Source organism: Synechocystis sp. PCC 7339, from assembly GCF_019924095.1.
Taxonomy (GTDB): domain Bacteria; phylum Cyanobacteriota; class Cyanobacteriia; order Cyanobacteriales; family Microcystaceae; genus Synechocystis.
Window position 1 is genome coordinate 1,585,186 of the sequence record NZ_CP063659.1, and the last position, 26,353, is coordinate 1,611,538.

General features: G+C 49.4%; 25 protein-coding genes and 2 pseudogenes. 12 read left to right on the forward strand and 15 right to left on the reverse strand.

Annotated features, from left to right (window positions below):
• Positions 1-99 precede the first annotated feature (99 nt).
• The 4 genes from IQE94_RS18835 to IQE94_RS07500 all read left to right on the forward strand — a co-directional run bounded on the left by IQE94_RS18835 (position 100) and on the right by IQE94_RS07500 (position 5,602).
• Positions 100-207, forward strand: coding sequence for a phage integrase N-terminal SAM-like domain-containing protein (locus IQE94_RS18835; RefSeq protein ID WP_212722325.1), 108 nt, complete (start codon positions 100-102; stop codon positions 205-207).
• A 556-nt stretch (positions 208-763) separates the two neighbouring features.
• The gene (gene glyA / locus IQE94_RS07490) at positions 764-2,047 is read left to right on the forward strand and encodes a serine hydroxymethyltransferase (RefSeq protein ID WP_223343207.1); all 1,284 of its coding nucleotides are present in this window, start codon (positions 764-766) and stop codon (positions 2,045-2,047) included.
• A gap of 207 nt (positions 2,048-2,254) precedes the next feature.
• Complete coding sequence (dnaK, locus tag IQE94_RS07495) at positions 2,255-4,576, forward strand: molecular chaperone DnaK (RefSeq protein WP_223343030.1); 2,322 nt, start codon at positions 2,255-2,257, stop codon at positions 4,574-4,576.
• A 108-nt stretch (positions 4,577-4,684) separates the two neighbouring features.
• Complete coding sequence (locus tag IQE94_RS07500; RefSeq protein ID WP_212717178.1) at positions 4,685-5,602, forward strand: J domain-containing protein; 918 nt, start codon at positions 4,685-4,687, stop codon at positions 5,600-5,602.
• Between the two features lie 210 nt (positions 5,603-5,812).
• On the opposite strand, the gene IQE94_RS07505 is transcribed toward IQE94_RS07500, so the two are convergent.
• Complete coding sequence (locus tag IQE94_RS07505) at positions 5,813-6,664, reverse strand: alpha/beta fold hydrolase (RefSeq protein ID WP_212717179.1); 852 nt, start codon at positions 6,662-6,664, stop codon at positions 5,813-5,815.
• A 154-nt stretch (positions 6,665-6,818) separates the two neighbouring features.
• Here IQE94_RS07505 and IQE94_RS07510 point away from each other — a divergent pair, with 154 nt between their 5' ends.
• A complete protein-coding gene (locus IQE94_RS07510) occupies positions 6,819-7,262 on the forward strand; it encodes a hypothetical protein (protein ID WP_212717180.1) in 444 nt (147 codons plus the stop codon).
• A gap of 104 nt (positions 7,263-7,366) precedes the next feature.
• On the opposite strand, the gene IQE94_RS07515 is transcribed toward IQE94_RS07510, so the two are convergent.
• From IQE94_RS07515 to IQE94_RS07560, 10 genes are all read right to left on the reverse strand, one after another.
• A complete protein-coding gene (locus IQE94_RS07515; RefSeq protein WP_223343032.1) occupies positions 7,367-8,266 on the reverse strand; it encodes a hypothetical protein in 900 nt (299 codons plus the stop codon).
• Between the two features lie 343 nt (positions 8,267-8,609).
• On the reverse strand, positions 8,610-9,359 hold the full coding sequence (locus tag IQE94_RS07520) for a phycobilisome rod-core linker polypeptide (RefSeq protein WP_212717182.1): 750 nt from the start codon (positions 9,357-9,359) through the stop codon (positions 8,610-8,612).
• Positions 9,360-9,545: 186 nt separating this feature from the next.
• Positions 9,546-10,124 (reverse strand): phycobiliprotein lyase, encoded by a 579-nt coding sequence (locus IQE94_RS07525; protein ID WP_212717183.1) that lies wholly within the window; start codon positions 10,122-10,124, stop codon positions 9,546-9,548.
• Positions 10,125-10,170: 46 nt separating this feature from the next.
• On the reverse strand, positions 10,171-11,340 hold the full coding sequence (locus tag IQE94_RS07530) for a tetratricopeptide repeat protein (RefSeq protein WP_223343033.1): 1,170 nt from the start codon (positions 11,338-11,340) through the stop codon (positions 10,171-10,173).
• Between the two features lie 267 nt (positions 11,341-11,607).
• Complete coding sequence (locus IQE94_RS07535) at positions 11,608-12,591, reverse strand: PhoH family protein (protein ID WP_212717187.1); 984 nt, start codon at positions 12,589-12,591, stop codon at positions 11,608-11,610.
• Positions 12,592-12,718: 127 nt separating this feature from the next.
• Positions 12,719-14,995: a cadherin domain-containing protein gene (locus IQE94_RS07540; protein WP_223343034.1), complete on the reverse strand. Its 2,277-nt coding sequence runs from the start codon at positions 14,993-14,995 to the stop codon at positions 12,719-12,721.
• A complete protein-coding gene (locus IQE94_RS07545; RefSeq protein WP_223343036.1) occupies positions 14,964-15,284 on the reverse strand; it encodes a hypothetical protein in 321 nt (106 codons plus the stop codon). The genes IQE94_RS07540 and IQE94_RS07545 overlap by 32 nt, the downstream gene beginning before the upstream one ends.
• A gap of 226 nt (positions 15,285-15,510) precedes the next feature.
• Positions 15,511-16,347 carry a metal ABC transporter permease gene (locus tag IQE94_RS07550; RefSeq protein WP_223343037.1) on the reverse strand — a complete coding sequence of 279 codons (837 nt, stop codon included), beginning with the start codon at positions 16,345-16,347 and terminating at the stop codon, positions 15,511-15,513.
• Entirely contained in the window at positions 16,310-17,179 is an 870-nt protein-coding gene (locus IQE94_RS07555; RefSeq protein WP_370630529.1) for a metal ABC transporter ATP-binding protein, read from the reverse strand. The genes IQE94_RS07550 and IQE94_RS07555 overlap by 38 nt, the downstream gene beginning before the upstream one ends.
• Complete coding sequence (locus IQE94_RS07560) at positions 17,157-18,167, reverse strand: metal ABC transporter solute-binding protein, Zn/Mn family (protein ID WP_212717195.1); 1,011 nt, start codon at positions 18,165-18,167, stop codon at positions 17,157-17,159. The genes IQE94_RS07555 and IQE94_RS07560 overlap by 23 nt, the downstream gene beginning before the upstream one ends.
• Before the next feature lie 107 nt (positions 18,168-18,274).
• Between IQE94_RS07560 and IQE94_RS07565 the strand changes: the two genes are divergently transcribed.
• On the forward strand, positions 18,275-18,691 hold the full coding sequence (locus IQE94_RS07565) for a transcriptional repressor (protein WP_212717197.1): 417 nt from the start codon (positions 18,275-18,277) through the stop codon (positions 18,689-18,691).
• Between the two features lie 64 nt (positions 18,692-18,755).
• Entirely contained in the window at positions 18,756-19,367 is a 612-nt protein-coding gene (locus IQE94_RS07570) for a Uma2 family endonuclease (protein ID WP_212717199.1), read from the forward strand.
• Positions 19,368-19,370: 3 nt separating this feature from the next.
• Here IQE94_RS07570 and IQE94_RS07575 read toward each other — a convergent pair whose 3' ends face one another.
• Positions 19,371-19,610, reverse strand: a complete 240-nt coding sequence (locus tag IQE94_RS07575) for a hypothetical protein (protein ID WP_194015175.1) — start codon at positions 19,608-19,610, stop codon at positions 19,371-19,373.
• A 75-nt stretch (positions 19,611-19,685) separates the two neighbouring features.
• Between IQE94_RS07575 and IQE94_RS07580 the strand changes: the two genes are divergently transcribed.
• Together IQE94_RS07580 and IQE94_RS07585 are read left to right on the forward strand one after the other, a co-directional pair.
• Complete coding sequence (locus tag IQE94_RS07580) at positions 19,686-20,330, forward strand: hypothetical protein (protein ID WP_212717201.1); 645 nt, start codon at positions 19,686-19,688, stop codon at positions 20,328-20,330.
• Positions 20,323-20,796, forward strand: coding sequence for a PPC domain-containing protein (locus tag IQE94_RS07585; RefSeq protein ID WP_212717203.1), 474 nt, complete (start codon positions 20,323-20,325; stop codon positions 20,794-20,796). The genes IQE94_RS07580 and IQE94_RS07585 overlap by 8 nt, the downstream gene beginning before the upstream one ends.
• On the opposite strand, the gene IQE94_RS07590 is transcribed toward IQE94_RS07585, so the two are convergent.
• Positions 20,793-21,620 (reverse strand): zinc-dependent peptidase, encoded by an 828-nt coding sequence (locus IQE94_RS07590; protein ID WP_212717205.1) that lies wholly within the window; start codon positions 21,618-21,620, stop codon positions 20,793-20,795. The two genes, IQE94_RS07585 and IQE94_RS07590, sit on opposite strands and share 4 nt — an antisense overlap.
• A 16-nt stretch (positions 21,621-21,636) precedes the next feature.
• Positions 21,637-22,056 (reverse strand): response regulator, encoded by a 420-nt coding sequence (locus tag IQE94_RS07595; protein ID WP_212717206.1) that lies wholly within the window; start codon positions 22,054-22,056, stop codon positions 21,637-21,639.
• Between the two features lie 90 nt (positions 22,057-22,146).
• Here IQE94_RS07595 and IQE94_RS18840 point away from each other — a divergent pair.
• The 3 genes and pseudogenes from IQE94_RS18840 to IQE94_RS07605 form a co-directional block, all read left to right on the forward strand.
• Positions 22,147-23,673 (forward strand): annotated as a pseudogene (locus IQE94_RS18840) (DNA topoisomerase (ATP-hydrolyzing) subunit A); the annotation flags it as partial.
• Between the two features lie 102 nt (positions 23,674-23,775).
• A pseudogene (locus IQE94_RS18845) lies at positions 23,776-24,891 on the forward strand (DNA gyrase C-terminal beta-propeller domain-containing protein); the annotation flags it as partial.
• Positions 24,892-24,954: 63 nt separating this feature from the next.
• Positions 24,955-25,686 (forward strand): hypothetical protein, encoded by a 732-nt coding sequence (locus IQE94_RS07605; protein ID WP_223343041.1) that lies wholly within the window; start codon positions 24,955-24,957, stop codon positions 25,684-25,686.
• A gap of 11 nt (positions 25,687-25,697) precedes the next feature.
• On the opposite strand, the gene IQE94_RS07610 is transcribed toward IQE94_RS07605, so the two are convergent.
• The gene (locus IQE94_RS07610; protein ID WP_223343043.1) at positions 25,698-26,342 is read right to left on the reverse strand and encodes a Uma2 family endonuclease; all 645 of its coding nucleotides are present in this window, start codon (positions 26,340-26,342) and stop codon (positions 25,698-25,700) included.
• Between the last annotated feature and the right edge of the window lie 11 nt (positions 26,343-26,353).

Below are 26,353 nucleotides of genomic sequence, written 5' to 3' on the forward strand. Positions count from 1 at the left end.
CATTACTTTTAATAAAACAAAAAAAGTTACATTGATTAGATTAAACGCTATCTTTTTTTTCATAATAAACACCATATGAAAGCAATAGAGAGAAAATAAATTGAAGATTTTTTAACCTATTTAGCTGTTGAAGAAAATGTTGTCGCTTCAACTCAGAATCAGGTTTTGAGTGCTGTTTTATTTCTCTATAGAGAAATTCTTAAATAACAATTAGACTTGCAGATAGACGATCTTGAAAGAAGACAATCGCTCCATTGTTAATAATGATTTAAACGTAGAGATAATTCTGTGAGAAGATCAGCAATAATTCGTTTAGGTACTTGAATGTTATTCAAAATTTAAACCCTGAAACAAAATCAATTTTCAGATCAACAACTGAATGAATTTCTGGCTTATTTAAAAACGTTGCCCCAATAAATTATTATGTATGATCATCGATTATTGTTTGCCATCTTTTCTTGCAAACTAATCTAATTTTTTTAGACAGAAGTCAGTTACAATCAAAACAAATGTTTTATGGCAAATTCAACTTTGCTACCTTGACAATGTTGCCCATAAACCGACATCAGGAATCCTGCAGCTTATTAATGCATTTTCGAAAGCGTTCCAGGTTGCCTTTTACTATTGTGGGGTGACGGAAATGGTTGGTGTTTTAACCTTTGGTTCCGTGGCCGTTGGCCAAACTCCACCGGTGGTAAACTTAATAAATATTCAAGAAGTGCGGTGCTTTCCGCCCCCAGCACTGTTTACAGGAAGATCAGACGTGAATCAAACCAACCTCGATTTTTTAGCCACTAGTGACCCCGCCCTTGCGGCCATCATTGACCGGGAACTGCAACGGCAACGCACCCACATTGAACTAATTGCCAGCGAGAATTTCACTTCAGCGGCAGTAATGGCGGCCCAGGGTTCTGTCTTAACTAATAAATACGCTGAAGGTCTGCCCGGTAAGCGCTATTACGGCGGTTGTGAATTTGTGGACCAGGCGGAAAGCTTAGCCATCAGTCGAGTGAAAGAATTGTTCGGGGCAGCCCACGCTAACGTCCAACCTCACTCCGGGGCCCAGGCTAATTTTGCCGTATTCCTAACCCTGCTCCAGCCCGGCGATACCATCATGGGCATGGATCTGTCCCACGGCGGCCATTTAACCCACGGCTCCCCTGTCAACGTTTCTGGGAAATGGTTCAAAGTGGCCCATTACGGCGTGGAAAAAGAGACGGGGCGGTTGGATTATGAAAAAATTCGCCAACAGGCCCTGGAAGTTCAACCCAAATTGCTCATTTGTGGCTACTCTGCCTATCCCCGACAAATTGAGTTTGATAAATTCCGGGCGATCGCCGATGAGGTGGGGGCATACCTAATGGCGGACATTGCCCACATTGCCGGTTTAGTGGCTTCAGGACACCATCCCAGTCCCTTGTCCTATTGCGATGTCGTCACCACCACCACCCATAAAACCCTGCGGGGACCCAGGGGTGGTCTAATTATGACCAATAACGAAGAATTGGGCAAAAAATTCGATAAGGCCGTCTTTCCCGGCACCCAAGGCGGCCCCTTAGAGCATGTCATTGCAGCTAAAGCGGTGGCCTTTGGGGAAGCGTTGAAACCGGAGTTTAAAGCCTACTCTGGTCAAGTAATTGCCAACGCCCAAGCCATGGCGGCTCAGTTACAACAACGGGGCTTTGACCTGGTTTCTGGTGGTACCGATAACCATTTGATGTTGGTGGATCTCCGTTCTATCTCCATGACCGGCAAGGTTGGGAACCAGCTTTTAGGGGAAATTAACATCACCGCCAATAAAAACACCGTGCCCTTTGACCCCGAATCGCCCTTTGTCACCAGTGGTTTGCGTCTTGGTTCCCCCGCCATGACCACCAGGGGTATGCAGGAAAATGAGTTCCGCACCATTGCCAACATCATTGCCGATCGCCTCCTGTCCCCCGAGGATGAAGCTGTTAAGGCAGACTGTTTGCGGCGAGCTGGGGAACTCTGTGCCGGTTTCCCTCTCTACAATCATCTCCGCATCCCCATAGCGGCGATCGCCTAACCAAAATCAATTCCTAATTAATTCCTAATTATTGGGTCTGTTAATCTGCTAATTTGTTTGGTAAAACCCTAGCCTATTGGTTGGGGTTTTATGGTCTGGGTTGCACTTTGCCCAGGGCCCTGCCCCAAACTTCTATAATGGTTGGGCAAGTGCCTAATGTTAACGAGTATTAACCGCTCTTCAAGTTTTGGGAGCCAACATAACAACATGGGAAAAGTCGTCGGAATTGACCTTGGAACCACCAACTCAGTTGTTGCCGTCATGGAAGGCGGCAAACCCATTGTGATTGCCAATGCGGAAGGGATGCGTACCACCCCCTCCGTGGTGGGTTTCAACAAAGAAGGGGAATTGGTGGTGGGTCAGATGGGCCGGCGACAAGCGGTACTTAACCCCCAAAACACTTTCTATGGGGTGAAGCGTTTTATGGGGCGGCGTTACGCCGATCTCACCCCAGAATCCAAACGGGTAGCCTACACCATCCGTCGGGATGACCAGGACAATATTAAGGTGCGTTGTCCCCGGCTGAAAAAAGACTTTGCCCCGGAAGAAATTTCGGCGATGATTTTGCGTAAGTTGGCCGAAGAAGCCAGTCGTTACCTGGGGGAAAAGGTTACTGGAGCAGTGATTACTGTGCCCGCCTACTTTAGCGATTCCCAACGGCAGGCCACTAGGGATGCGGGTAAAATTGCCGGGTTGGAGGTGTTACGGATTATCAATGAACCCACCGCCGCTTCCTTGGCCTACGGGTTAGACCAGGGCAGAATGCAAAAAATCCTGGTGTTCGACCTCGGTGGTGGTACCTTTGACGTTTCCGTGTTAGAAGTTGGGGACGGCATCTTTGAAGTTAAAGCAACCAGCGGCGATACCCAATTGGGCGGTAATGATTTTGATCGCCGCATTGTGGATTGGTTGGCAGAAAAGTTTTTAGAAACGGAGAAAGTGGATTTACGGCAGGATCGCCAGGCCCTGCAACGGTTAACGGAGGCGGCGGAAAAAGCCAAAATTGAACTTTCAGGGGTCAGTACCACGGAAATTAATTTGCCCTTCATTACTGCTACGGAGGATGGGCCCAAGCATTTAGAAACCCAATTGAGCCGTTCTGAATTTGAAGACCTATGCGGTGATCTGGTCACCCGTCTGCAAAGACCGATCAAACGAGTGTTGAAAGATGCGGGCTTAAGTCCGGTGCAAATCGATGAAGTGGTGCTGGTGGGGGGCGGCACCAGGATGCCCATGGTCAAGGGTTTAGTGCGTAGTTTCATTGACCGGGAACCCAACGAAAACGTCAACCCCGATGAAGTGGTGGCGATCGGTGCGGCCATCCAAGCGGGCATTTTGGACGGGGAAGTGAAAGACATTTTGCTGTTGGACGTAACGCCCCTTTCCTTTGGGCTAGAAACCATTGGCGGCGTGATGAAAAAGTTACTCCCCCGTAACACCACTATTCCAGTACGGAAATCAGACATTTTTTCCACCGGAGAAAATAATCAAACCGTAGTGGAAATCCATGTGCTCCAGGGGGAACGGGAAATGGCCAGCGATAATATTTCCCTCGGTCGCTTTAAACTGAGCGGTATCCCACCGGCCCCCAGGGGAATGCCCCAGGTACAGGTTTCGTTCGACATTGATGCCAACGGTATTTTGCAGGTGACAGCTAGGGACAAAACCACCGGCCGGGAGCAAAGCATCACTGTCCAAGGGGCTTCCATTCTCAGTGAAGGGGAAGTCAATCGCATGATTCAAGAGGCGGAAACCTTTGCCGCCCAAGACCGGGAACGGCGGGAACGGATTGAAAAACGCAATAGTGCCAAGGCACTAACGGACCAGGCCCAGCGGCGACTCAAGGAAATTACCTTGGATTTTGGCAGTGCCTTCACTGTGTCCTATCGCCGTCAAGTGGATGCCCTCTGCAGTGAAATTTTAGATAGTTTGGAAAAAGATGATGAGCGCAGATTAGACCGGGCCCAGGCGGATTTGCAGGATGTGCTTTATGAATTAAACCGGGAAGTACGTCTGCAGTATGACGATAAGGAAGAAGGCTTTTTTGAAGCGATTAAGAAAACCTTCACCGGCGATTTTGATGACGAAGAAGACTACTACAGCCGTCGCCCGGCCCCCAGGGATGATTATCGGGGAGGCAATGACTACGGTCGCTACGATGATTACAATTACAGCGCCCCTTCCCGTCGAGAAGCTCCCATGCCCAGGGCTGGCGCTGGTCGGGGGCCTTCCTTAAGTAAAGACTACCGTTCCCCTGCCTATGCCGATTGGGACCAAGCTCGAGTTACCCGTCAACGCCCCTACCGAGGGGATAGCCTAGGGGACAACTATGATGATCGCCGTTCTAGCCCCAGCCCCCCAGATGACTACTCCAGAGGCGATCGCCAACAGAATTATAACTATCGGGAAAATCCCCCCAGCCGCTCCAGTCGAGGAGGCAACGGCCGCTATGGGGAACGCCCTGCCCAGCCCGGTCGTAATACACCGTTGCAAAATGGTTGGGATGACGACGATGATGATTGGTTCTAAAACCCCAAGTCCTTTGACCGACGGCAGGACAAACCATTAACGATCTGACCTTGTAACCTTGATCTAAGTTAGTTTGAGTGGATTGAGCGAGTATTTTCTGGCAACCCTATGGAACAAGTGCGGAATTATTATCAAATTTTGGGAGTTCCCCGCAGTGCCACCACTGAAGAGATTAAAAAATCTTTTCGGAAATTAGCTCGTCAGTATCACCCTGATGTTAACCCCAACGACAAAACGGCGGAGGAAAAGTTTAAAGACATTAACGAAGCCTATGATGTCCTCTCCGATGAAAGCAAGCGCCGGGAGTTGGACAGCCGTTTATTCGGCCGGTTTCGACGTCCCGCCACTAGCCGTTTTAACCCAAATAGTAACGGTGGGCGATCGCCTAATGCCAGCAATGGTCAATTTCGTACTGCCAATGGCCGGCCCACTCCCCGACAACCGGCGGAATCATGGCAGGATTTTAGCGCCAACCGTCGCACAAAGGTGGTGTCCCCGGCCCGTCCTGTACCCAGGGATGTGGAAGCCAATTTGACCCTACCGTTGGAAAAGGCCTATCGGGGGGGGAAGGAAAGAATTCGTTTGGAAGATGGCCGTTCTTTGGAGGTGGAAATGCCTGGGGGCATGGGGGATGGGCAGCGGATTCGCCTCAAGCAACAGGGCATTAACGGCGGTGATTTATATTTGAAAATTAACCTTTCTCCCCACCCTTTATTTACGCTTCAGGGTACGGATATTGCTTGCCAAGTGCCAGTGACCCCCAGTGAGGCCATTTTGGGCGGAGCAATTGAGGTAATGACCATTGACGGCCTGGTGAAAATGACTGTGCCAGCGGGCCTAAAAAATGGTCAAAAACTACGTTTGGCCAAAAAAGGCTTTCCCAACAACCAAGGCGATCGGGGGGACCAGTTGGTGGAAATTCGCGTGGAAATTCCCCCGGAACCCAGCCCAGAAGAGTTGGAGCTTTACCGTAGCATTCGGGAAAAGGAAACCTTTAATCCTCGGCAAAAGTTTTTTGACTTCTAACTGCCATATCCCCTGGCTATTCACAACGAGTTTGAGGTTGGCAATGGGCTGTTTCCCCTCCGCCAATGCCATACTTCTTAAACTTACTTCTTAGGGCCTGTTTTAAAAGCCTCCCTGACCCCCCAAATTTGGGGGGAAACTGAGTCCCAGTATTGCCGGAGCTTTAGTCAGGAGATTTAGGGGACGGAATCAAACTTGCCAAACACGTTCTTAAGCAATTTGTTTGCGGAAAAAGGTTTGTAGAGTTTCTCCGACTTCCTGAGGAAAATGCTCCTGGGGATAGTGTTTGGCTTCTGGTAATTTGACCAACTCCAGATGCCTGGCTCCCTGGACTAAATGTTCGATGGGTTCCACCGACAGCCATTTATCCGCCGTTCCCCAGATCAAGCAGGTGGGTTTTTGCCATTCTCCCCGCAGGCGATCGCCGATTTTAGCCAGATCATTGGTGGTGGGCAAGTTTTTAGTGGCGGCCATAAGGGCCCGACCGGCGGCGGAGGTTTTTAGCCAGGGTTTGCGATAGGTATTTAACCTTTCATCGCTGATGACAAAGCCACTGCCCCCCTCTAAAGTGCGGTCAATAATCAGGGGATCCTGGGTGACCATATCCCCCACCAGAGGAATAGTCCATTGGCGCATGGGCCAGGGTAACGATACGGGGGGAATAACGGGGGTGTTAAGAATAGCGAGCCGCTCAATTTGCTCTGGGTGGTTGAGGGCATACTCGATGCCCACTGTGGCTAAAAATCCCTGCACCACCAGGGAGATTTTGGGCAGTTCTAGGGCTGTCAACAATTCTCCCAACGCCTGTTCATAGGCCGCTATGGTGTAGGCAAAATCCCTTTTGTCCAAGATGTCAGAAAAGCCAAAACCTAACCAATCCGGGGCGATCGCCCTCAGACCCTTTTCCGCCAACAGAGGCATCACCCCAGTCCAACATAAACTTTGGCTTGGTAAACCGTGCAACAAGACAATGGGAGCGGCGTCAGTGGACTGGATTGGTTCAATCTGGCGGTAAAACCAGTGAAACTGTCCCACTTCAAGGGTCTGTTCGGAAATTTTCACGGAGGTTTGTTATCCTATGGAATCAATTCTGGCCCATTAATTTTCCCATTTCCTGTCCCCATGCCATACCCCATGGTTATTGGTCGCCAGGCTTACCCGATCCAAATCCAGCCCCTGGCCAAAGGTTAACTTTCCAGCAGGAGACATTTCGTCAATGAATGCGGCAGAACAAGCCATTGGACTCGCCACCGCCACCAAAATCGCCGCCGTGGTGAACCTCTTTAAAGCCCAATTTCCCGACGCTAGGGCTGACCTTGCTCCTTGGCAAGGCGATCGCCAGACTCAAGCCCAGGTGGACCCCCACTCCATCGACATTGGCTTCCATCTGCCTGGTTGGAGTCCCCGTTACCAGAGCCGCAGTATCCTGGTGCAAATTCGTTTCCATCCAGACCCCGCCGACAAATCACCCAAAATCATTGGCATTGAAACCGTCGGCATCAATCACCAGGGGCAAGCCTGGCGACTATCCACCGTGGACAACTGGCAGGTGGTGGGTAAATATCTCCCCGCCCAGGATGTGGGGGAAAAGCTGCGCCAATTCACCCGCCAAGCCTTTGAGCTGTTCCAGCCCCCGGGTCCCTCTAGTTCTGCTTCTTAAAAAGTTCTTGCAGACCACCTAATTCCCAAATTTTGGGGGAGAGTGTTCAAAAATCCTCAAACTTGGGGCATTTAAGGAGAATATTTAGAATTTGCAAGGATCTTCTAACGCATGGATTGTACCCCGCTCCAACTGCGGCTGACCCGTTTACCGTAGGCAATGACTGCCGGAGCTTTAGCTGGTTGGACTTTGCCATCCAGGGCAACGCTCACCAGGGAATTACCGTCCTCTTCTTGGTCAAAATGGCTCACCTGAAAAAGCACCTGATGGGGATCTCCCTGATGCCAACCCAGTAAGGTGGCACTGAATTCCATATTCGTCTTGGGCATGGCACTGAGAGTACGAATGCCCCCTCCCTGCCAGACAACGCCATAATCGCTAATGTCGGAAGAATTAAACGCCCCTTCCATCTGCCGGGCCAACAGGCGATCGCCTTCCTCAGACCAGGAAGCTGGCAAAAGAATAGAAATTACCCCCGCCATTTCTGGACTATCTTCCCCTACTTTTTGCAAATAGCTTGCAATGGGGGAACTCGCCCGCACCACCTGCAACTTACCCGTGGCCAAATTTTCAATGAACATTACCCCCAGCACCTTGGATTCGTAGGAATTGGGTTCCGCCCGTACCTCAATGCGACTGTAGGCCGCATATTGTCCCGAAGGGGAAACTAAAGCCGGACTGCGGTAGTAGCGTAATCCCGACCGTTTTTGTTCCGCATAGTCCTGTTGGGTACGCACAATCCAACTCCAGGGCACCGGGTAGGGACTGTCCAAGGGATCCCCCTCCCTGGTATCAGTCACATTGAGCAAAAAATCATCGTCAGTAATTCCCACCGGGGTAAAGGGCTTAAAGCCATTGTCCAACAGTAACGGCTGGGGTTGATTAGGGGTTAAATTAGCGGCGATCGGCGAATTAGCTAAAGTGGGGGTAGCAGTGGCGGCAATCATGAACATAGCGGCGAGGGGAAGACGGGAACGCAGAGCACGGCAAATAGGGGCAATCATGGGGGACTCCACTCTGGGAAAATTACTACCACAACCAACATCAAATCCTAGGTCGGTGAGGAGTTGGCATTGGGGGCAAGTATAAGTTTTTAGTCTGGGATTATTGGCAGAGGTTCCATAATTGTTAGAAGACTTCACAATTTTCCCTACATTGGTCGCTGTTCATGGTTCGATTAAGTATTTACACTCAAATACTTGCCCAAAAATGGCCAAAAAAAAGGGACTAGCAAACAGTCCCAGCTAAAACAATTATTTGATTTTTCCGTTTAATTTTTAGGACAGAAAAATAAGTAACCATCCACGCCAGGAATGCACTAATCCTTCAACCCTCCGACCTTAGTGCCTAGCGACGGGGCACAGAAGCTTCGATGTTGATATTTTGGGCCGAAACCTTGGGAATGGTATTGGCGGCAGGGTTGATACTGCGGGCCATGCCCAAGAAATTCATCGGATTGCCAGCGGTAAGCTTTTTCTCCTGGGGAACAAAGCGACGCACTTCGTTCTGCCAAACGATTTGGGGGAAGCCCAATTGGCGACGGTGGTAGGCATCGTACCGGGGAGATTTGATGTTAAAGGGCAATTCACCCGCTTCCCGACCGGGAAGGTTGCGACGACGTTGGTAGGGCACCGTGTCATAGCCAAAGTTGTTGAGATACTCATCGCTGTTGAGCAGATCGTCAATCAATCCTTGATAGCCCTTGGTGGCGACCACAATGGACCAAGCGATTTTTTCCCGTTCACTGTAAACGTCCCGTCCCAGAATCTTCTGTACACAGTGCTCAACGAAGCGGTAGTTACTATTTTTTTCGTAGAAGCTATTGCGGAAAGTGTTGGAAAGCAACAATCCCCGCACAAAATCCCGTACAGTAAGTTGGCCGTTACGCAGTTGGGACTCAAGGACTTTTTCCCGATCCCACTTGAACGCATGGAAAAATATTTGACGATAGGCCGCCTCGATTAGGTTATCCATATCGCTGCTGGAGAGGATGTTTTCCGTGGTGAAAACAACAGGCTTCTCTTCGGAGCCAATTTCATAACCTTCAACCCTCACATTCTGACTTTTGGGGGCGTAGTTCAATAGGGGAAGAGCCAAGTGTAAACCTCCGTGATCTTAAAGAAGAGCTTGATAATGAGTTAGTTTAAATAATAAGGGGGAAGGGTCCTGATCGTTGGCAAATATTACAATTTATTACAATTGTTGCCTTCCCATTCAGGGTTGAATAATTTCTTAGACGGCCTGGCAGGGCAATCAAATTTCCCAGACAGGGGCCAAACGAACCTACCAGCCGCAGAATTGTTCGTAGGCAGGGGAAGGGGAATTTGGTACGTTGTTTTCCTCTTTGACCCGCATTTCCGTACAGTAGGTGGCGGTGTTAAAGCCTCCAAACCTTTGCACAGTGCTGGTTCTGAGGCGCATATCCGGGTTGACAAACCAGAATCTTTCAATGGTGGTCATGGTTTCATATTCCGTTACTAGCACCAAGGCTTCCTCTTCGTCGATGTGATAGCGACCAGCGATGGGCACGATTTCCGCATAGCCCCGCTCCCGCAGCAGTAGTCCCTGTTGGGGATTGTCTTCGTCGGGGATGAGGGCGAATACTGTTGTTCCCTCATGGTTTTCATCTTCTTTGTCCCAGGCCATGGCACTTTCCCAGCGGACGAAGGCTCCCCCCACGGCTTTGGTTGGGTCGCAGTCGTGCATTTCACAAATCTCGATAATCTTTTGATCATCAGCGCCCAGGGCTTCAACAAAAATTTCCGAGGTACCGGTTTCTGCCCGACGGAAGGCGAGGTGATGGGTGGTACGTTGCGATCGCCAGTTGCCGGAACTATTGCGAAAGAATTCCATTGCATCCACGGTGATTAACTCCTGAAAAACGAAAAAAGGTCAAAATATGCGGGTGTTAAAGATTATCCAGCTTTTCTTGGGTCCGGTCACTACCAGCAGTGTTGCCCTGGGCTTGGTAAAGTTTTTGGGCCTCCCCAAAGGATCTTTTCGCCAGGTCAATTTTTTCGTCCACTGTGTAGGCTTCCCCCAACAGGTAATAAAAGTCAGCATTGCTGGGTTGGAGGCGGGTCAGATCCCGAAACACCCAAATGGCTTCGGCGGGATTGTCCAGTTCTAAATACATGCGACCGGTGCCAATTTTAGCGGAGATCGCCGTGGGTTCATTGCGGAGAGCTTGTTTGTAGGCATCCAAGGCCCCGGCAAAATTTCCTTCTTGTTCCAGTAGTTCCGCCCAGGTGAGGTAGAGGGAAAAACTGCGCCAATCGGGATTGAGCCTGGGTTCTAGAATACGACGGGCCGCCACCAGATTCCCCTGGGCTAAGTAGGCTTTGCCCAACTGTAAATTGAGCTCAGGACGGTTGGGAAATAGTTTCAGAGCTTGACTATTAAAGGTAATTAACTGCTCATACTCATTAGCTTGCAAAAGGGCGGCCCCCATCATCACCGCCGCCTCTTCATTGTCCGATTGCAAACGATGAATTTCGTTATATACCTGGCGCACCCGACCATAGTCCCCCTGTTGGAGCATGATCACCCCCAGAGCGAGACGATACTTCACAGATGCCGGGGCGTTGGGACCAAGGCTGATGGCGGTGGCATAGGCGCTGGCGGCTTCACTTAACCTTCCTTGGCGAGCATAGCTGAACCCCAAACCATCATAGTATTCGGGGTTATTGGGATTTACCCGCAAAGCCTGTTGAAAACTTTGGGTTGCTTCTGCAAACTGCCCCTGGCGGGCATAAAGATAGCCCATGCTACCGAACAGTTCAGCATTTTCCCCATCTAGGCTGGCGGCCTGTTGGTAAATGGCGATCGCCTGGGGGAAATTACCGTTATCCACATAGGCCTTACCCTGCCGCAGTAGTTCATTAAACTGCCTTCTGTCTTCGGTTGCTGACCGTTGGGCCAACTGAACCGGGGGAGTAATAATGGTGGTATTGGGGTCAAAGCGGCTTTGGGCCAGGGCCCCAGGGGATAGGGCCGCAACGGCGGCACTAAACAATAGGGGAATTAGACCGCCTCCCATCAATAGCTGTTTTCCTGACCAGAGGTAGCGTAAATTCATCGAAAAACTAGTGGTGAAACTCCGCCCCTGGGGACGGGCTTGGCATTTGTTAGCTTTTGCTTAATTTCAGTTAGGGAATTAGACAAAAATTCTCGGTGAGCGGTTCATTCGCCCCCGATTTTACCTCACACCACATTGGCGATCGCCTTGGCAATGGCCACGGATTCACGCCCGCATCAGTGTACATCAAAGTTTTGCCCCTGGGAAAATAGCCCCTAGAGATGGCCTGAGCTCAACTGGAAAAAACCTTTGGGGAGCAAGCATTAACTAAGAAAACTTCGGGGCGGGCAGACTGATATTTTCGGAACGTTCATAAGCCTCCACAATCCTTTGCACCAAGGGATGGCGCACCACATCCGCCTGATTGAGATAACAAAAAGCTACCCCTTCCACATCCTTAAGAATGGTTTGGGCCACTTGGAGACCAGACTTTTGATGATTGGGCAAATCCGTTTGGGTCACATCCCCGGTCACAATCATTTTTGAGCCAAAACCAAGGCGAGTTAAAACCATTTTTAGTTGGGCCGGAGTCGTATTTTGGGCCTCGTCCACAATTACAAAGGCATTGGTCAAAGTCCTGCCCCGCATATAAGCCAGAGGAGCTACTTCAATTTTGCCCCGCTCCATCAGGTCGGGAATTTTTTCTGGTTCGATGAATTCATACAAAGCATCGTAGAGGGGTCGCAAAAATGGATCTACTTTTTGTTGCAAATCCCCCGGCAGAAAGCCTAATTTTTCCCCCGCTTCCACTGCTGGTCTAGTCAAAATCAGGCGATCGCATTCATTGTTCAATAAGGCTTGCACTGCCAACACCGCTGCTAGAAAGGTTTTCCCTGTACCTGCTGGGCCAATGCAAAAGGTGACGTCATGTTTTTGGATTGCTTTGATATATTGCCGTTGCCGGAAAGTTTTGGCCCGGACAATTTCCCCGCGCCGGGTTTTGGCCAACACCGTTTTTTGTAGGGCTTGGTATTCTTCTTGTTTACCCGTATCTAGGGCATGGAAAGCGGTCATCAAGTCTGGACGGGAAATGGCCTTAGCGTTTTGCCAGTAGGGAGCGAGGGATTGGAGCGCCTCCATCACCCTGGCCACAGCTTTTTCGGTGCCGACCACCATCAGTTCCTGCCCCCGCAAAATTAACTTAGCGCCGGTGTGGTGGGCCAAATAGGTTAGATTATCTTCTCCGCTTCCTGCCAAGGCGATCGCGCTATCGGGGCTGGGCAATTGCAGGGTGGCGGTGGTTTGGGACATAAAGGGAGCAACTCAGGAGAGGTTTGAGTCGAGTATATGGCCTAGGCGAGGAATCCTGCTATCATCCCCCACTGATCTGGCATTGTGTCCAAAAGACAAAATGTTGTTAGTCTCGTTGAACAGTAACCTACAAATTAATATCAAAAAGGCTTTCAACGGTGGCTATTTCAACTGGATCTGGAGCAAAAACATTGGAAGACAGCCAATTCCAATTATTATCCGTTCGCCAAATTCCTATTTCGCCTGTGTCAAAATTTTGCCATAAAACTCGGTTGATGTTTTCAATTCTTTCTGCTGCCAAGGCTTGCCAACTACCAAACTGATTCTCAAATGGTTCCCCTAAAAATTTAATGGGAGTCACTAAGTCGTCTCCGGGCTGAACATAGTAAGCACCAAAAATTCCTTCCAGGAGACTGACACCACCTTGATTTTCTACAACGGTGTATTGGTCGCCAATGAGGGAATCCCCATTGATGTCCGTCCCAAATAATAATTCGGTATTAAAAGTTCTTGATAATTTCACTTGCCATGTGTCAGAAGAAATCCAGTTCCAATTATTATCGGTGAGCCAGATGCCAACCTCCTCGGTAGCTTTGTTATACCAAAGCACTTGATTAAAGCTGTCGATAGTTTCCGTATCTAAAATTTCCCAGTTTCCAGATTGCCCAATGGAGAATGGCTGATTCTGAAATAAAAGAGCTTGGCGAGTACCATCTAAAAATTGAGCAAAGAAAAAGTCATTTTCAACAACAGCAATATTGTCATCTGTGATTGCCAGCGTAATCTGTTGTTCCGTAGCAGGATTAACGCCATCACTAGCAGTGACAGTTAATTTATAGCTAGATTGTGTTTCAAAATTTGGATTATCACTTAACGTTACTTCTCCAGTGGTGGGGTTAATGGTAAATGATGAGGCATCATCCCCCGGTTTCAAACCAAAGGTTACTCCAGCACTAATATCAGCATCATCTATGGCAGTGACTTGGTAAATTACCTGACCGGCTCCACTATTTTCATCAATAGGCGTTGCAGTATTTCCCGATGTGATAGTGGGTGCCACTTCATCGAGTTTGTTGATAGTTAAGTTAACTAATTGCTCCGTAGCTGGATTAATACTATCGCTCGCAGTGACAGTGAATTTGTAACTTGATTGGGTTTCAAAGTCAGGATTACCAATTAACTTAACTTCCCCAGTGGTGGGATTAATGGTAAATAATGAAGCATCATTCCCAGCTTTCAAGCCAAATATTACTCCAGCACTAATATTCGCACTGTCATCTGCTTTTGTCTGATAAATGATCTGACCGGCTCCACTATTTTCAGCGATCGCCTTTGCAGTATTTCCCGATGTGATGGTGGGTGCTACCTCATCAAGGTTGTTGATATTTAGATTAACGACTTGTTCCGAACTATTTTTAGCCGCATCTGTCGCAACTACGCTGAAGCTATATTTTGATTGATTTTCAAAATTGGGATTACCTGTTAACCTTACTTCTCCTGTTATACTGTTAATCGTGAAGGCACTAAAATCACCAACATCCGATTTTAAACTGAAGGTAACTGCACCATTATCCGTAGCTGTTACTTGGTAAATTACCTGATTAAGTCCAATGTTTTCATTAATTGTCTTTGCAACATTCCCAGAAGTGATAATGGGGGGGATCGTATCATCGTTAGTAGTGAGTATTTCTATTGTCCATCCCCCACTAAGAGAACCTGAACTACTACCATTATCATCAACAATATAAAGACTCCAATTGCCATTGGGGTTAGTGTTCATGAAACTATCAAAACTGACAGGGTAAGATCCATCGGGTGCCGGCGCCGGCGCATCAAATGTATCTCCAGTTCCAACATTGCTAGGTAGATAAGTATCAGATATGATGATGCTACCATCATCCGGTAATGACTCAGTTGCTGTGTTGGAAAAAGATAGGTTAACACCACTAATATCTGAACCTCCTCCTATATCGGACATAAGAATGGTTTTCGCCCCTGTGGGTCCTACCAATAAAATGTCAATGTCAGCTGGAAAAGTATGGGTTAGTCCCTTGAGGGTGACCGTAATGTCAGTGATTGTTCCTGAAACGCCAGTAACATTGATTGTGGAGGGATAGGGATCAGCTTTACCCGAAGAACTCGGGACGATATTAGGAGGATTAAGATTAACAGGAATCGTAATAGGACTGGTATTACTTGCAGAAAATGTGGCAGCTTCCACAGGCACAGCATTCCCATCAACAAAAATGGTGAAATGGTCTGCCTGGGAACGGAGGGATTGCAAACCTAACTCATCAAAAGCAATACCACTGACCACATTGGCAAAAATTTCCCCTTCATCCCCAGGACTATCGGCCAAATTTAGGCGAGCATCAATAGCATGGCCAATTTCTTCTAGCAGCACTGCCTGAATCTGCTCTGGGGAAGCCGTCTCCAAAAAATCCTGACTGAGTATAGATGGCATCCGTACTCTGGGCGTAGGCTCCCAACAAGCCCGCCATGCCCTGGTCTAAAACTCGGATGGTCGGTAATTGGCTAAAATCCTCTGCTTGCCATTGTTGCTGAAGTTGTTCCGCTTGAGCTCGGTCAAATTCAGCACCGAAGATAATTGCTAGTTTGCGCCAAAAGTCGGGGGAATGAGCAAATTGGACTAAGTTCTGGTGAACGGCGTTGAGATGAAGTGAAATGTCCACGGAATCGAGAGAATGTGATGATTCAGTTGAAAACAATGTAAGAGCTCCGATTTCCACCCTGAAGATATAGGTAGAACCCACATTGTATAATATGCGAAATAATCCTACCAGGACAACGTGGTTAGATCCGTGGGATTTTTGCGTATCTTCGTGCCAGTAACAGGTGTAGGCAAAAGTTTCCCTTCCCCGTCCGTAGGTTTAGTAAAAAAAAGGTGCTGATTTAGCGTTAGCGTTTAAAGGCCAAACTAATCAGGTAAACAATACTAGCCACCAAAATAATCGTTGCCCCGGAAGAAAGATTAAAGCTGTAGGAAAGGGCTAATCCAACTAGACAAAAGACCATCCCCAGTCCGCTGGCCAGTGCCATCATTTGGGGCACATCCCGCACATATTGACCGGCGATCGCCGCGGGAATACTTAACAGGGCAATGACCATAATTAATCCCACCAATTGCATTACCATTACCACCGTTAAAGCAATGGCCGCCACTAGGGTGAGGTAAAGAATATCCACCGGTAAATTGCGGGTAGTGGCATAAACGGGGTCAAAGGAAATGGCTAAAAATTCCTTGTACAGCAAAAATAATAGGATCACAATCAGGAGATCTAGCCCGGCCATGAGCCAGAGTTCTTGCCGGGGCACCGTCAAAATACTGCCGAACAGATAACTTGCCACATCAGCCTTATAACCCTTGGTTAAATCAATCAGCATGATACCGATCGCCATGCCCAGGGCCCACATCACTCCAATTAAAGTGTCACTGCGCTGTTGATATTTCCTGGCCACCCACCCCATAGCCAGCGCCATAACCAAGGAAAAACCAAACGCCCCCCAGAGGGGATTAAAGGCAAAATAGTAACCCAAACCAATGCCCCCATAGGCCGCATGGGCCACACCACCGCTGATAAAAACCATGCGGTTGATGACAATAAAAGAACCGATTAATCCACAGGCTAAGCTCACCAGCAAGCTAGCTAGGACGGCATTCTGCATGAATTCGTATTGCCAAGCCTGGGTTAGGGCCTCAATCATGTTGACACTCTGCGCCGTGGCCTTGGCCATTACTACTGTCAAGGACGGGGGAACCCTGGTCATGGCTGGGAAAAACCCGGTGGGGCACACCATGGGCAATCAAATCCACCGGACATTGATAGGTGGCCTCAATCATCTGAGGCGTAATAAATTTCTCTTGGTGGTAGTGCAAACTACGGTTGAGACAACCAACGGTTTTAACGTAGCGGGAAATGGCCCCCAAGTCGTGGGAAATCATCACAATGGTCATGGTTTGATTCAGTTCCCCCAACAACTCGTAAATGCTCCTCTGCACTTTGCTGTCCACGTTGGCGGTGGGTTCGTCCAGCAGTAAAACTTGCGGTTGGGAAGCCAAGGCCCTGGCAATGTAAACCCGTTGCCGTTGTCCCCCCGACAATGCTCCTAACGGGCGATCGCCTAGATTACCCATGCCTACCTGCTCCAAACAACGGTGGACAATGGCCTCATCTTGGCGATGGTACCGGCGAAATAGTTTGCCCCGCCCCAAACGTCCCATCCTCACCACGTCCAACACCCGCACCGGAAAGGCCCGGTCAAATTCCAACCACTGGGGCACATAGCCCACGTAACGCCGCCCCTGCTCCACCGATCGCCCCAGAATTTGCACCGTACCTTGGGAAGGTTTGATTAAGCCCAACAGAACCTTGAGCAAGGTGGTCTTTCCGCCGCCGTTGGGGCCAATTAAGCCCAGAAAATCCCTTTCCTCTACCCGCAGATTAATATTTTCTAGCACTGGCGTCGTGCCATAACCAGCGAATAAATTTTCGACGGCGATTACTGGTTGGGAGGGAAGGCGATCGACCATGGGGAAATTGTCTTTAGGGCTGGGGACTGTTAGCATTAGCGATTTTTTGGGCAACGGATTTAAGATTGCTAGACCAGTCGGCGGCTAAAGGATCGAGCAGTTCTACCCCTGCTCCGATTTCAGCGGCGATCGCCTCGGAACTTTTGGTACTGAACTGGGTTTCCCCAAAGACCACGGTGAGACTATTTTCCTTGGCCGTATCAATTAGTTGTTTCAACTCCCTGGCACTGGGTTCTTGTCCCTCCACTTCAATGGGAATTTGCTCCAAGTTATAGTCCCGGGCAAAGTAGGCCCAGGAAGGATGGAAAACAATAAATTTCCTTTGGGGTAAAAGCTCCAGCACCTGTCGTAACTCTTGGTCTAACTGCTCCAATTCCGCTAGAAATGTGGACAAATTAGCTTCATACTGTTCCCGATTCTCCGGATCCAACTCAGCTAAACCTTTGGCGATCGTGGAGGCCTGTTGTTTCACCAAGGTGGGAGATAACCAAATATGGGGATCCACCACCATCACTGCTCCCATGGCCTGTTCCCTTTCTGACTCTGACCCATGATCGTGATCATCATGGCTATGCCCCTCTTTTTCTCCTTCTTTTTCCCCGTGACTATGGTTATGTTCCTCCATTTCCAGGGGGGTAATGCCCTGGGCCGAATCAATTAACTTCATATTGGCATTGGCCGCTTTTAACTTCTCCAACCAAGGTTGCTCAAAACCAAGACCAATTAAAACGTAAGCTTCTGCTTCACTAAGGGCCGCTAACTGTTGGGGTTTGGGTTCATAGGTGTGGGGATCACTATTACCCGGCACTAACACACTCACCCGCACCAAATCGCCACCAATTTTCTCCAAAAAATACTGTTGGGGCAGAATACTCACCGTAATATCCATGGCCTCCACCGGGGGCTCCTGGCTAAGCGAACCATCCTGCTCCTCAACGGGCTGACAGCCCATGACGCCTAGACCCACCACTAGAGCAAGACCAATGGACTGAATGAAACGGGGGGCAGTAGGGAATGTAAACATTAGCCAATGTGCAATACAGTGAAGATCAAACTGACAGAAAATTTAACTTTCCTGAGAGTTAAAAATAAACGATAATCATTATCATTGCATAGTTCCTCACCATTGTCATGAGTTCTCCCACTCCTTCCCTTGCCGTTCGCCTAGAGTCCCTAACCGTCAACCAGAGACTGGTACTCCAAGCTTTGCAAAGGGAAACGGAGCCCCTGTCGGCCCAAGCTTTGTTTACCAAACTGCGGGAAACGAAAAAAATTGGCTTGGCCACGGTGTACCGAGCTTTGGATGCCCTCAAGTTAGCCGGATTTATCCAACATCAAGCCACCATGACAGGGGAATTACTCTACCAAACGCTAGAGCAGGATCAACATTGTCTGACCTGTTTGCAGTGTGGTGAATCTTTTCCTATTCAAGGATGTCCAGTGCAATCCCTAGAAGAAAATTTGCAGGCTAATTACTCCTTTCGCATTTACTATCACACCCTAGAATTCTTCGGACTTTGTCAACTTTGTGCCAAAGGAAATGGTTAGAATTTAGGTCAGCCAAAACAAGAATGGTTAACCATCCCAACGTTCGGGGATCCGAGGAGGAGTTATGGCAACCCTAACCCAGCCAGTTAAATCAATTGCTCAAGAATCATTGTTGCTAGATGTGAGCCATGTCACTTTAAAAATCTCACCGGAGCATTTTGATCAGCTTTGTCTCGATAACCCAGACCTACGGCTTGAGTTAACCAAAGATGGGGAATTGATTATTATGACACCGGCGGGGGGTGAAACTAGTCGCAAAAATCTTGATCTGGCTACCGATGTCAATATCTGGAATCGCCAAGCCAACCTAGGTCAAGCGTTTGATTCTTCCTGTGGCTATGACTTCACTTCATTGGGGGGCGGCAAATTGTCGCCGAATGTGTCCTGTATTGAGCAATCGAAGCTAGAGGGGATCGAGATAGTTGACTTTATCCCCGTGGTGCCAGATTTTGTTATTGAACTCCGATCCGTAACGGATAACCTGAAACCATTACAGGAAAAAATGCAAGAATACCGACGCCTGGGGGTGTGGTTAGGGTTATTGATCAATCCGCAAAATCAACAGGTTGAGATCTATCGTCCTGCCCAACAAACGGAAGTTCTAACATCGCCAAAGCAAATAGATTGCGATGAAGTAATGCCCGGTTTTGTGCTTGATCTGACTCGTATTTGGTAGCTACTAAAAATATTCTGCTTTGGGGTTGACTACCCCATTACTGGAGCCGGAAAAACGATGGGGCCGCAGGAAGAATTGTTGTAGGGAGCGTTGCAAGCGTAGCCGGGCTTGATGTTTAGATTGTTGGGCGATCGCCAGGGATTGTTGGGGCAGACTGGTCACCTCGCTGGGAATATTACCCGACACTGCCAGGGCCAATGCAAAGGCGATAAATGTGGCCAGAACTCCCAATTGCTTAAACATAGCCTATTCTCCTTTCTCCCAGACTGGACTTGAGCTAATATTCTAGGAACTACCAAGAATAGCTCCCTAGCAAATATGACAATATCCCAGGCTCAAAAGGATCCAGGCATTTTGCAGACAGTTTCACTTTTGACTGCCTATTGTTTTGACCTCCGGGGAATGGCGCCCAAACAGGTCATCAATGGTTGGCTCAAGGATTTTTCAGCCCTGTGGATTCGTCTGGCGGTGATCGAAGCCCTCTACCTCGGCCGCTATAAGGCGGTTTCGGTGGAGCATTTGCTGGAGTTCTGGGATCAGAAGGGACAACCTAATTTTCACTTTTCCGCTGAGTTTGAGCGTCTAGTTTCCCAAAATCTACCCAGATCCTTGGCGATCGCCACGGACAAATCGATGGAGGAGTTGACTAAGATAGCCGACCAATCATGGCAGTTAAAGGTTCCCAACCGGGGACAAAATCAAATATCAAAATCACCAGACTGGAAAGTTTCGCCATCCGACCCAGGGGAGTTGGAACCCCTGCCTTGGCATCACCGTGACCCCAAAAATCTCCAGGATCATGATCCAGAAAACTCCGGGGCCCCCAGGGTATCCCAAGAAGGCCCGGTGAACAGATCCCCAGGGCCAGCCCCCTCCATTGAGCAGTTCATCCCCCTCACCCAGGAATCAAATTTTCTCAGTCGGCTCCAGTCGGTACTCAGTCAGGACAGCGAAAATGTTTAGATCCTTCACTGCAGGGGAATTGAACAAATTAGCCCCCTTCTGGATGGGTTTGCCCTCTGCCCTGGTCGTGTTCTACCCCACCCTGAGCTATGGCCAAAATAATCAAAACAGTTTTTATAATCCCATCCCCATTACCGCCAATACGACGGTTAGTGATCGCCTGACTGTGCAGGATATGCCCACGGGGGAGGGGGGATTTGCCAGGGATTATCGCATCAATCTCCGGGCCGGAGACCAAGTGTCCATTGACCTGCGCTCCGATGAATTTGACACCATGGTCATGCTCATTGGCGATGACGGCACCACCATTGTGGCCAACGACGACAGCACCGAGGGGGGCACCAATTCCCTCGCCTTTGCCCGTATTACAGAGTCCGGGGACTACATTGTCCGGGTCAGAACCTACGCCGCCACTGGGGGGGGATTATTCTCCCTGGAAGTGACCAGACTACAACCCGTTCCCTAGCAGTTGATCAATGGTTCAAGACAGTAGTATTTTTGTAGGACTTGATAGAGTTGCCCGTGGTTGCGTTGTAACTCTCGCCCTTTTTCAAAGAAAGTTTCCGTCACCACCGCAAAAAACTCACAGGGGTTAGTGGCTCCATAGGGATCGATCACAGTGGGCAAATTATGCTCCAGTTGGCTGAGGAGTTGTTGATATTCCGCCGCAAAAGTTGACTGCCAACGTTGATAGTCGTTGCGACGGGCTAATTTGGGCACCCCATTCATGGCCCCATCCCCCATGTCCAATTGGTGAGCAAATTCATGGAAAATAACGTTGTGGCCATCCTGCCACCGCTCCAAATCCCAGGCAATGGTACCCCAGGCAAGGATTAATTGCCCGGCCTTGTCCCAGGATTCCCCAGCCCGGATGGTTTCTTCTTCTTCCACCACATAGCCGTCGGGGGAACTGACCTGTCTAACCTGAAAGGCGTCGGGATAAACAAGAATTGTGTCTAGCCGGGGGTAGGGATTACTGCCCAACTCCAGGGCCAGATAACAGGCCTGGGCGGCGATCACTAACCTGACTTCATCGGTTAAAACAAAATCATTGCAGCCAATGAACTGTTTTTGCTGCAGAAATAATTGGATTTTAGCTTCCAACTTTTGTCTTTGCTGGGGAGAAAGCTGTTGATAAAAAGGCAGGCGATCGCCAAGGATGGCTTGCCAATGGAGGGGCAGGGGACGCTGGAAAAGCTTTTTCTCTCGCCAATCTAACCAATGGGGATAACCCCAAATATAGGCAATGATGCCCAAAAGGATGGTGAGGACAATGGCAGTGGGCAACATGGAAAAAAGGCTAAAGCTAAATCTCTAGGCTAGGGTTTTGAATACCGCCGGCCATGGCTTGAATCTGTTGGACAAAAGCCTGGTGGTCCACCACTGGTTTGGCAATGTAGCCCTCAGCACCACTTTCCGCCAGTAAGGATTCTCGATCGCCGGCCATGGCGTGGGCTGTAACCAAAATTACCGGTAGACCGGCCGTGGTGGGGTCCTGTTTGAGCAATTGGGTAATTTGAATACCGTTGTAGGCTTTGCCTTGGTAATGGCTGCGGGAGAGGGAAACATCCATTAAAATCACGTCCACCGCCTTGCTCCGGGCTAGGGCCAACACCTCCGCCACATCCTCACTACCCTTGACGGTGAAGCCCCCCCGCTTGGTGAGAATTTTGGAAAAGACGCGGAAATTCATGGGGTCATCTTCGACGATGAGAACCGTGGTCATAAGCTTTTACTCAGCAAAGTGGGGAAGAGAATCAGCCTTTCCAATGCTAACATTGGCCGCGAATTGACGAGCGCACAGGTTCCCAGCGGCATGGCCAGAAAATCTTTCCCCAGCGGTCAAATTATCCCCACCGATCTCCACGAAGAAATGGAACGTTCCTATCTGGAATATGCCATGAGTGTGATTGTGGGCCGGGCATTGCCCGATGTGCGGGATGGCTTAAAACCGGTGCATCGCCGCATTCTCTACGCCATGTATGAGTTGGGGTTGACCCCCGATCGCCCGTTTAGGAAATGTGCCCGGGTGGTGGGGGACGTGTTGGGTAAATACCATCCTCACGGAGACCAGTCCGTGTACGATGCCTTGGTGCGGATGGTGCAGGACTTTTCCAGCCGTTATCCCCTCTTGGCTGGCCACGGCAATTTCGGTTCGGTGGACAATGATCCCCCCGCCGCCATGCGTTACACCGAAACCCGTTTAGCGCCCATCGCCATGGGGGCCATGTTGGAAGGCATCAGCGAGGCGATCGTCGATTTTACCGGCAACTTCGACAATTCCCAGGAAGAACCCACCGTGGTGCCGGCCCAGTTGCCCCTCCTTTTGTTGAACGGTTGCTCCGGCATTGCTGTGGGCATGGCCACCAATATCCCGCCCCATAATTTGGGGGAAGTGGTGGATGGTTTGATTGGTTTGATTAACAAGCCCGATTTGTCCGACAAAGAATTATTCAAGTTAATTCCCGGCCCGGACTTTCCCACCGGGGGACACATTCTTGATAGTGAAGGCATTATCCAGGCTTATCAAACTGGACGGGGCTTAATTCCGGTGCGGGGGGTAAGCCATATTGAAACCGTCCGGGGGGAGAAAAAACGCAGCCATAATCGCACGGCGATCGTGGTCACAGAATTACCATTCCAGGTCAACAAAGCCGCTTGGATTGAGAAAATTGCCAATTTGGTCAACGACGGTAAGTTAGACGGCATTTCCGATCTCAGGGACGAGAGCGATCGCACGGGAATGCGGGTGATGATCGAGTTGAAGCGGGATGCTACCCCCGATGCCATTCTTAAAAAGCTTTACCGTATGACCCCTTTGCAGAGCAATTTTGGGGTAATTTTCCTGGCCTTGGTCGACAACCAACCCATACAAATGTCACTGCGGCAAATTCTCCAAGAGTTTTTGCAATTTCGGGAAGATACTCTCCTGCGGCAGTATGAAAACGAGTTAGGGGAAAGTCGGCGACGGCTGGAATTATTGGCGGGTTTACTAATTGGTCTGGAAAATTTAGACATTCTGATTGAAATTTTGCGTTTTGCCTGCGATGGCACCACTGCCAAAATTCAACTCCAGCAAAGGTTGGGTCTTTCCCCCACCCAAGGGGACGCAATTTTGGGGATGCCCATGCGCCGTATTACCGGCCTGGAAAGGGAAAAATTGGTGCGGGAACATGCTGATTTAGCCCAACGCATCCAGCAACTAGAAACCCTCATCGGCGATCGCCAGGAACGGTTAAAAGCTCTCAAAAAAGAGTTGCGGAGCTTGAAGAAAAAGTTTGCCGACGAGCGACGAACCAAAATATTACAGGGTATGCCGGCTAAAATTACCCCTTTGCCAGTGGAAGAAAAGGAATCACCTGCACCAAAAACCGCCCTGATTGCAGCCCAATTGAAGACGGAACAGGAAGATGAACTGGCCATGGAGGAGACAGCGGAGCCATCAGAACCAGAACAATTGGTGTTGGACAATGCCCCCGCCCAATCCACCGACTCCGCCCCGGTTGAGAAGCAGGGAAATTCAGCCCGAGACCCTAAAAATTCGCCGACCAATACCCCGGAACCAGGCCAACCAAGTCCAGAGGCGATCGGGGGAAATAGTAAACAAGTTCCAGTTGCCAAAAAAAATCCCCTTACCCTATTTACGCCCCAAACACCTCCACCTAATGCTTTTCTCAGCATCAATCTCCAGGGAGAAATTGGCTGGCATCCGGAGGCGTTAACCTCAAGCAACTGTTTTGAACCCTTAACTCAGCAACTCCCTATGCAAGGAAGGGAAACTTTGGTTGTCATTGGCGACCATGGCAAAGCTTTCCCTGTGGCGATTGCAGATTTGCCGCCCCTGGCCGTTACCCGCATTCCCCTGCTTCGTATGTTGCCCAAGTCAGCCCAGCGGGATGCCACCGCCATTACTTTCCATGGGTTTTTACCTCCCCCGGAACGGCCCCAGGATTTACTCCTAGTTAGTCAACAGGGTCGGGTCAAACTGCTTGCTGGTCAGGAATTGCAGAATTTGGGCCAGCGGGGTTTGAGTTTGATCAAGTTAAAAAATGACGATCGCCTCCAGTTTGCCCAATGGATTACGCCCATGGATAATGCCCCTGACCAAAATTTGGTTATTGCCACCAGCAATGGTCGCTTACTAAGGTTTGATGTGGCCCAAGTTGGTCTCACTTGTTTTAGCCCCAGCGCCCAGGGCCAGGAAGCAATGCGGCTTCGTCCAACGGAAAAGTTGGTGGGGGTTCTGATGCTACCGGCCACGGCGTCAGTGTTATTGCTGACCCAGGTTGGTTACGGCAAAAATTTGGACTTAGCTACAGTGCGTCTAGGTAGTTTCGGTAATTTGGGCACAACGGCTATGCAATTTACCAGCAAAGAAGACCGACTGTTGGCAATGCTCCCGGATACCATCGCCCAGGCTAACTTTTACAGCAGTCAGCAACGAGTTCATAGCGTTACCACTTCCCAGTTCCAGCCCTGGGGTAAGGATGGCTTTGGCGATCGCCTGGTGGATCTCAACGAAGGAGAATATTTAACAGCCCAGGTGGCCCATCTTGGTTAGAGGTTAGACCGAGGGAAATTTTGGGCTAGAATGGGCAACATCTTTTTTCCATGAGTGGGGACAATGGACAAATACGAAGAGTTAGGGCGTTCTGCTAAGCCCTGGTGGTTGAAGCACATTGACAAAATTTTTCTGGGCGGTGGCGTTGTCTATCTGCTCTTGGTCAGTTTTTGGTTGGTGTTCCAGTCCCGACAGTCCGCCCCCACCACGGCATCACCAGCGGAAACGGTCACAGTGGATCAAGCCGATGAGGAGTTTATTGTTTATCTGCAACAGTCCCTAGAAACCCTTAAACAGCCCCAAACATTGCCAGCTTCCCCTGCTCCCGCTGGTGTTAATTCTCTGACAACTCCCAACCAAACAACGGTGGCGATCGCCCCGGCCAATCAGGGCATTCCCCTCCCCCCGCCTCCCCCTGGTGCTGTGCCCCAAAATAATGGTGGCAATCTGCCCACCGTTGCCCCCGGCAGTACCACTGTGGTGGAAAGGTATTATTACCCCGTTTATCCCAACGGCCAAGCGGCCCCAGCCATGGCCACTCCCCCCCAACCTGTGGCCGCCGCTCCCCCGGCAACCCCTATGGTGCCTAGTGCCACTAAACATGACCTGGTGGGCGTTCTGGAATCCGGCGATCGATCTTCGGCCCTATTCCGCTGGAATGGCATGACCCAGCGTATTCAAATCGGTGAGGCGATCGGTAGTAGCGGTTGGCAATTGGCGGCGGTTAATAGTCAGCAGGCAATTCTATCCCGACAAGGAAAAACAAGGTATCTGGAAGTGGGGCAAAGCTTTTAGCTTGTACTAACTTATTCCCCAAGTTGTTCAATGAGCCACTGACGAAACTTTCTGATCGTTGCTGTTTCCCCATCTTGGAGACTTTGGCGTAGAAAAGTAGCCAAATCCTTAACTTTCAAAGGATGCAAAGCCAAACTTTGCTCAGAAATTTGATAGGTCTGCTGGGCTTCATTCCGCCAATAAGCCTGTAAAATTCTGCCGTCATATCGCCAAATTTCTGGTACTCCCAAAGCGCCATAAATTGGCAGTTTGTCTAGGGAACCGCTGGTAATGTCAATTTCAATGACTAAATCTGGGGGAGGATCAACATTGAGATCAATATTTTGTTTATGGCGGACTAGGGGTTCATTTTGCAGATAAAAACATGAATCTGGTTCTATACCTTTCTCCAGGCGATCAAGTTTTAGGGTTAGGGAGCCCAGGCTTTTAATTTCTAAGTTCAGGATGTCAACAGCGGCATAAATTAGCCGTTCTAGAAAGCGATTATTGTGTTCGTGTTCTCCGAGGGGAGTCATAATTTCCAAAGCTCCTTGGCAATACGCAAGGCGAATTCCTCGTTTTTCCCCCAAATCCTTCAGCAATTGATCAAAAGTTAACCAACTGACAGGTTCAAGTAAAATGGATTTTGAAACGGGGGCTAATTTTGTAATAGACATAATATACTTTC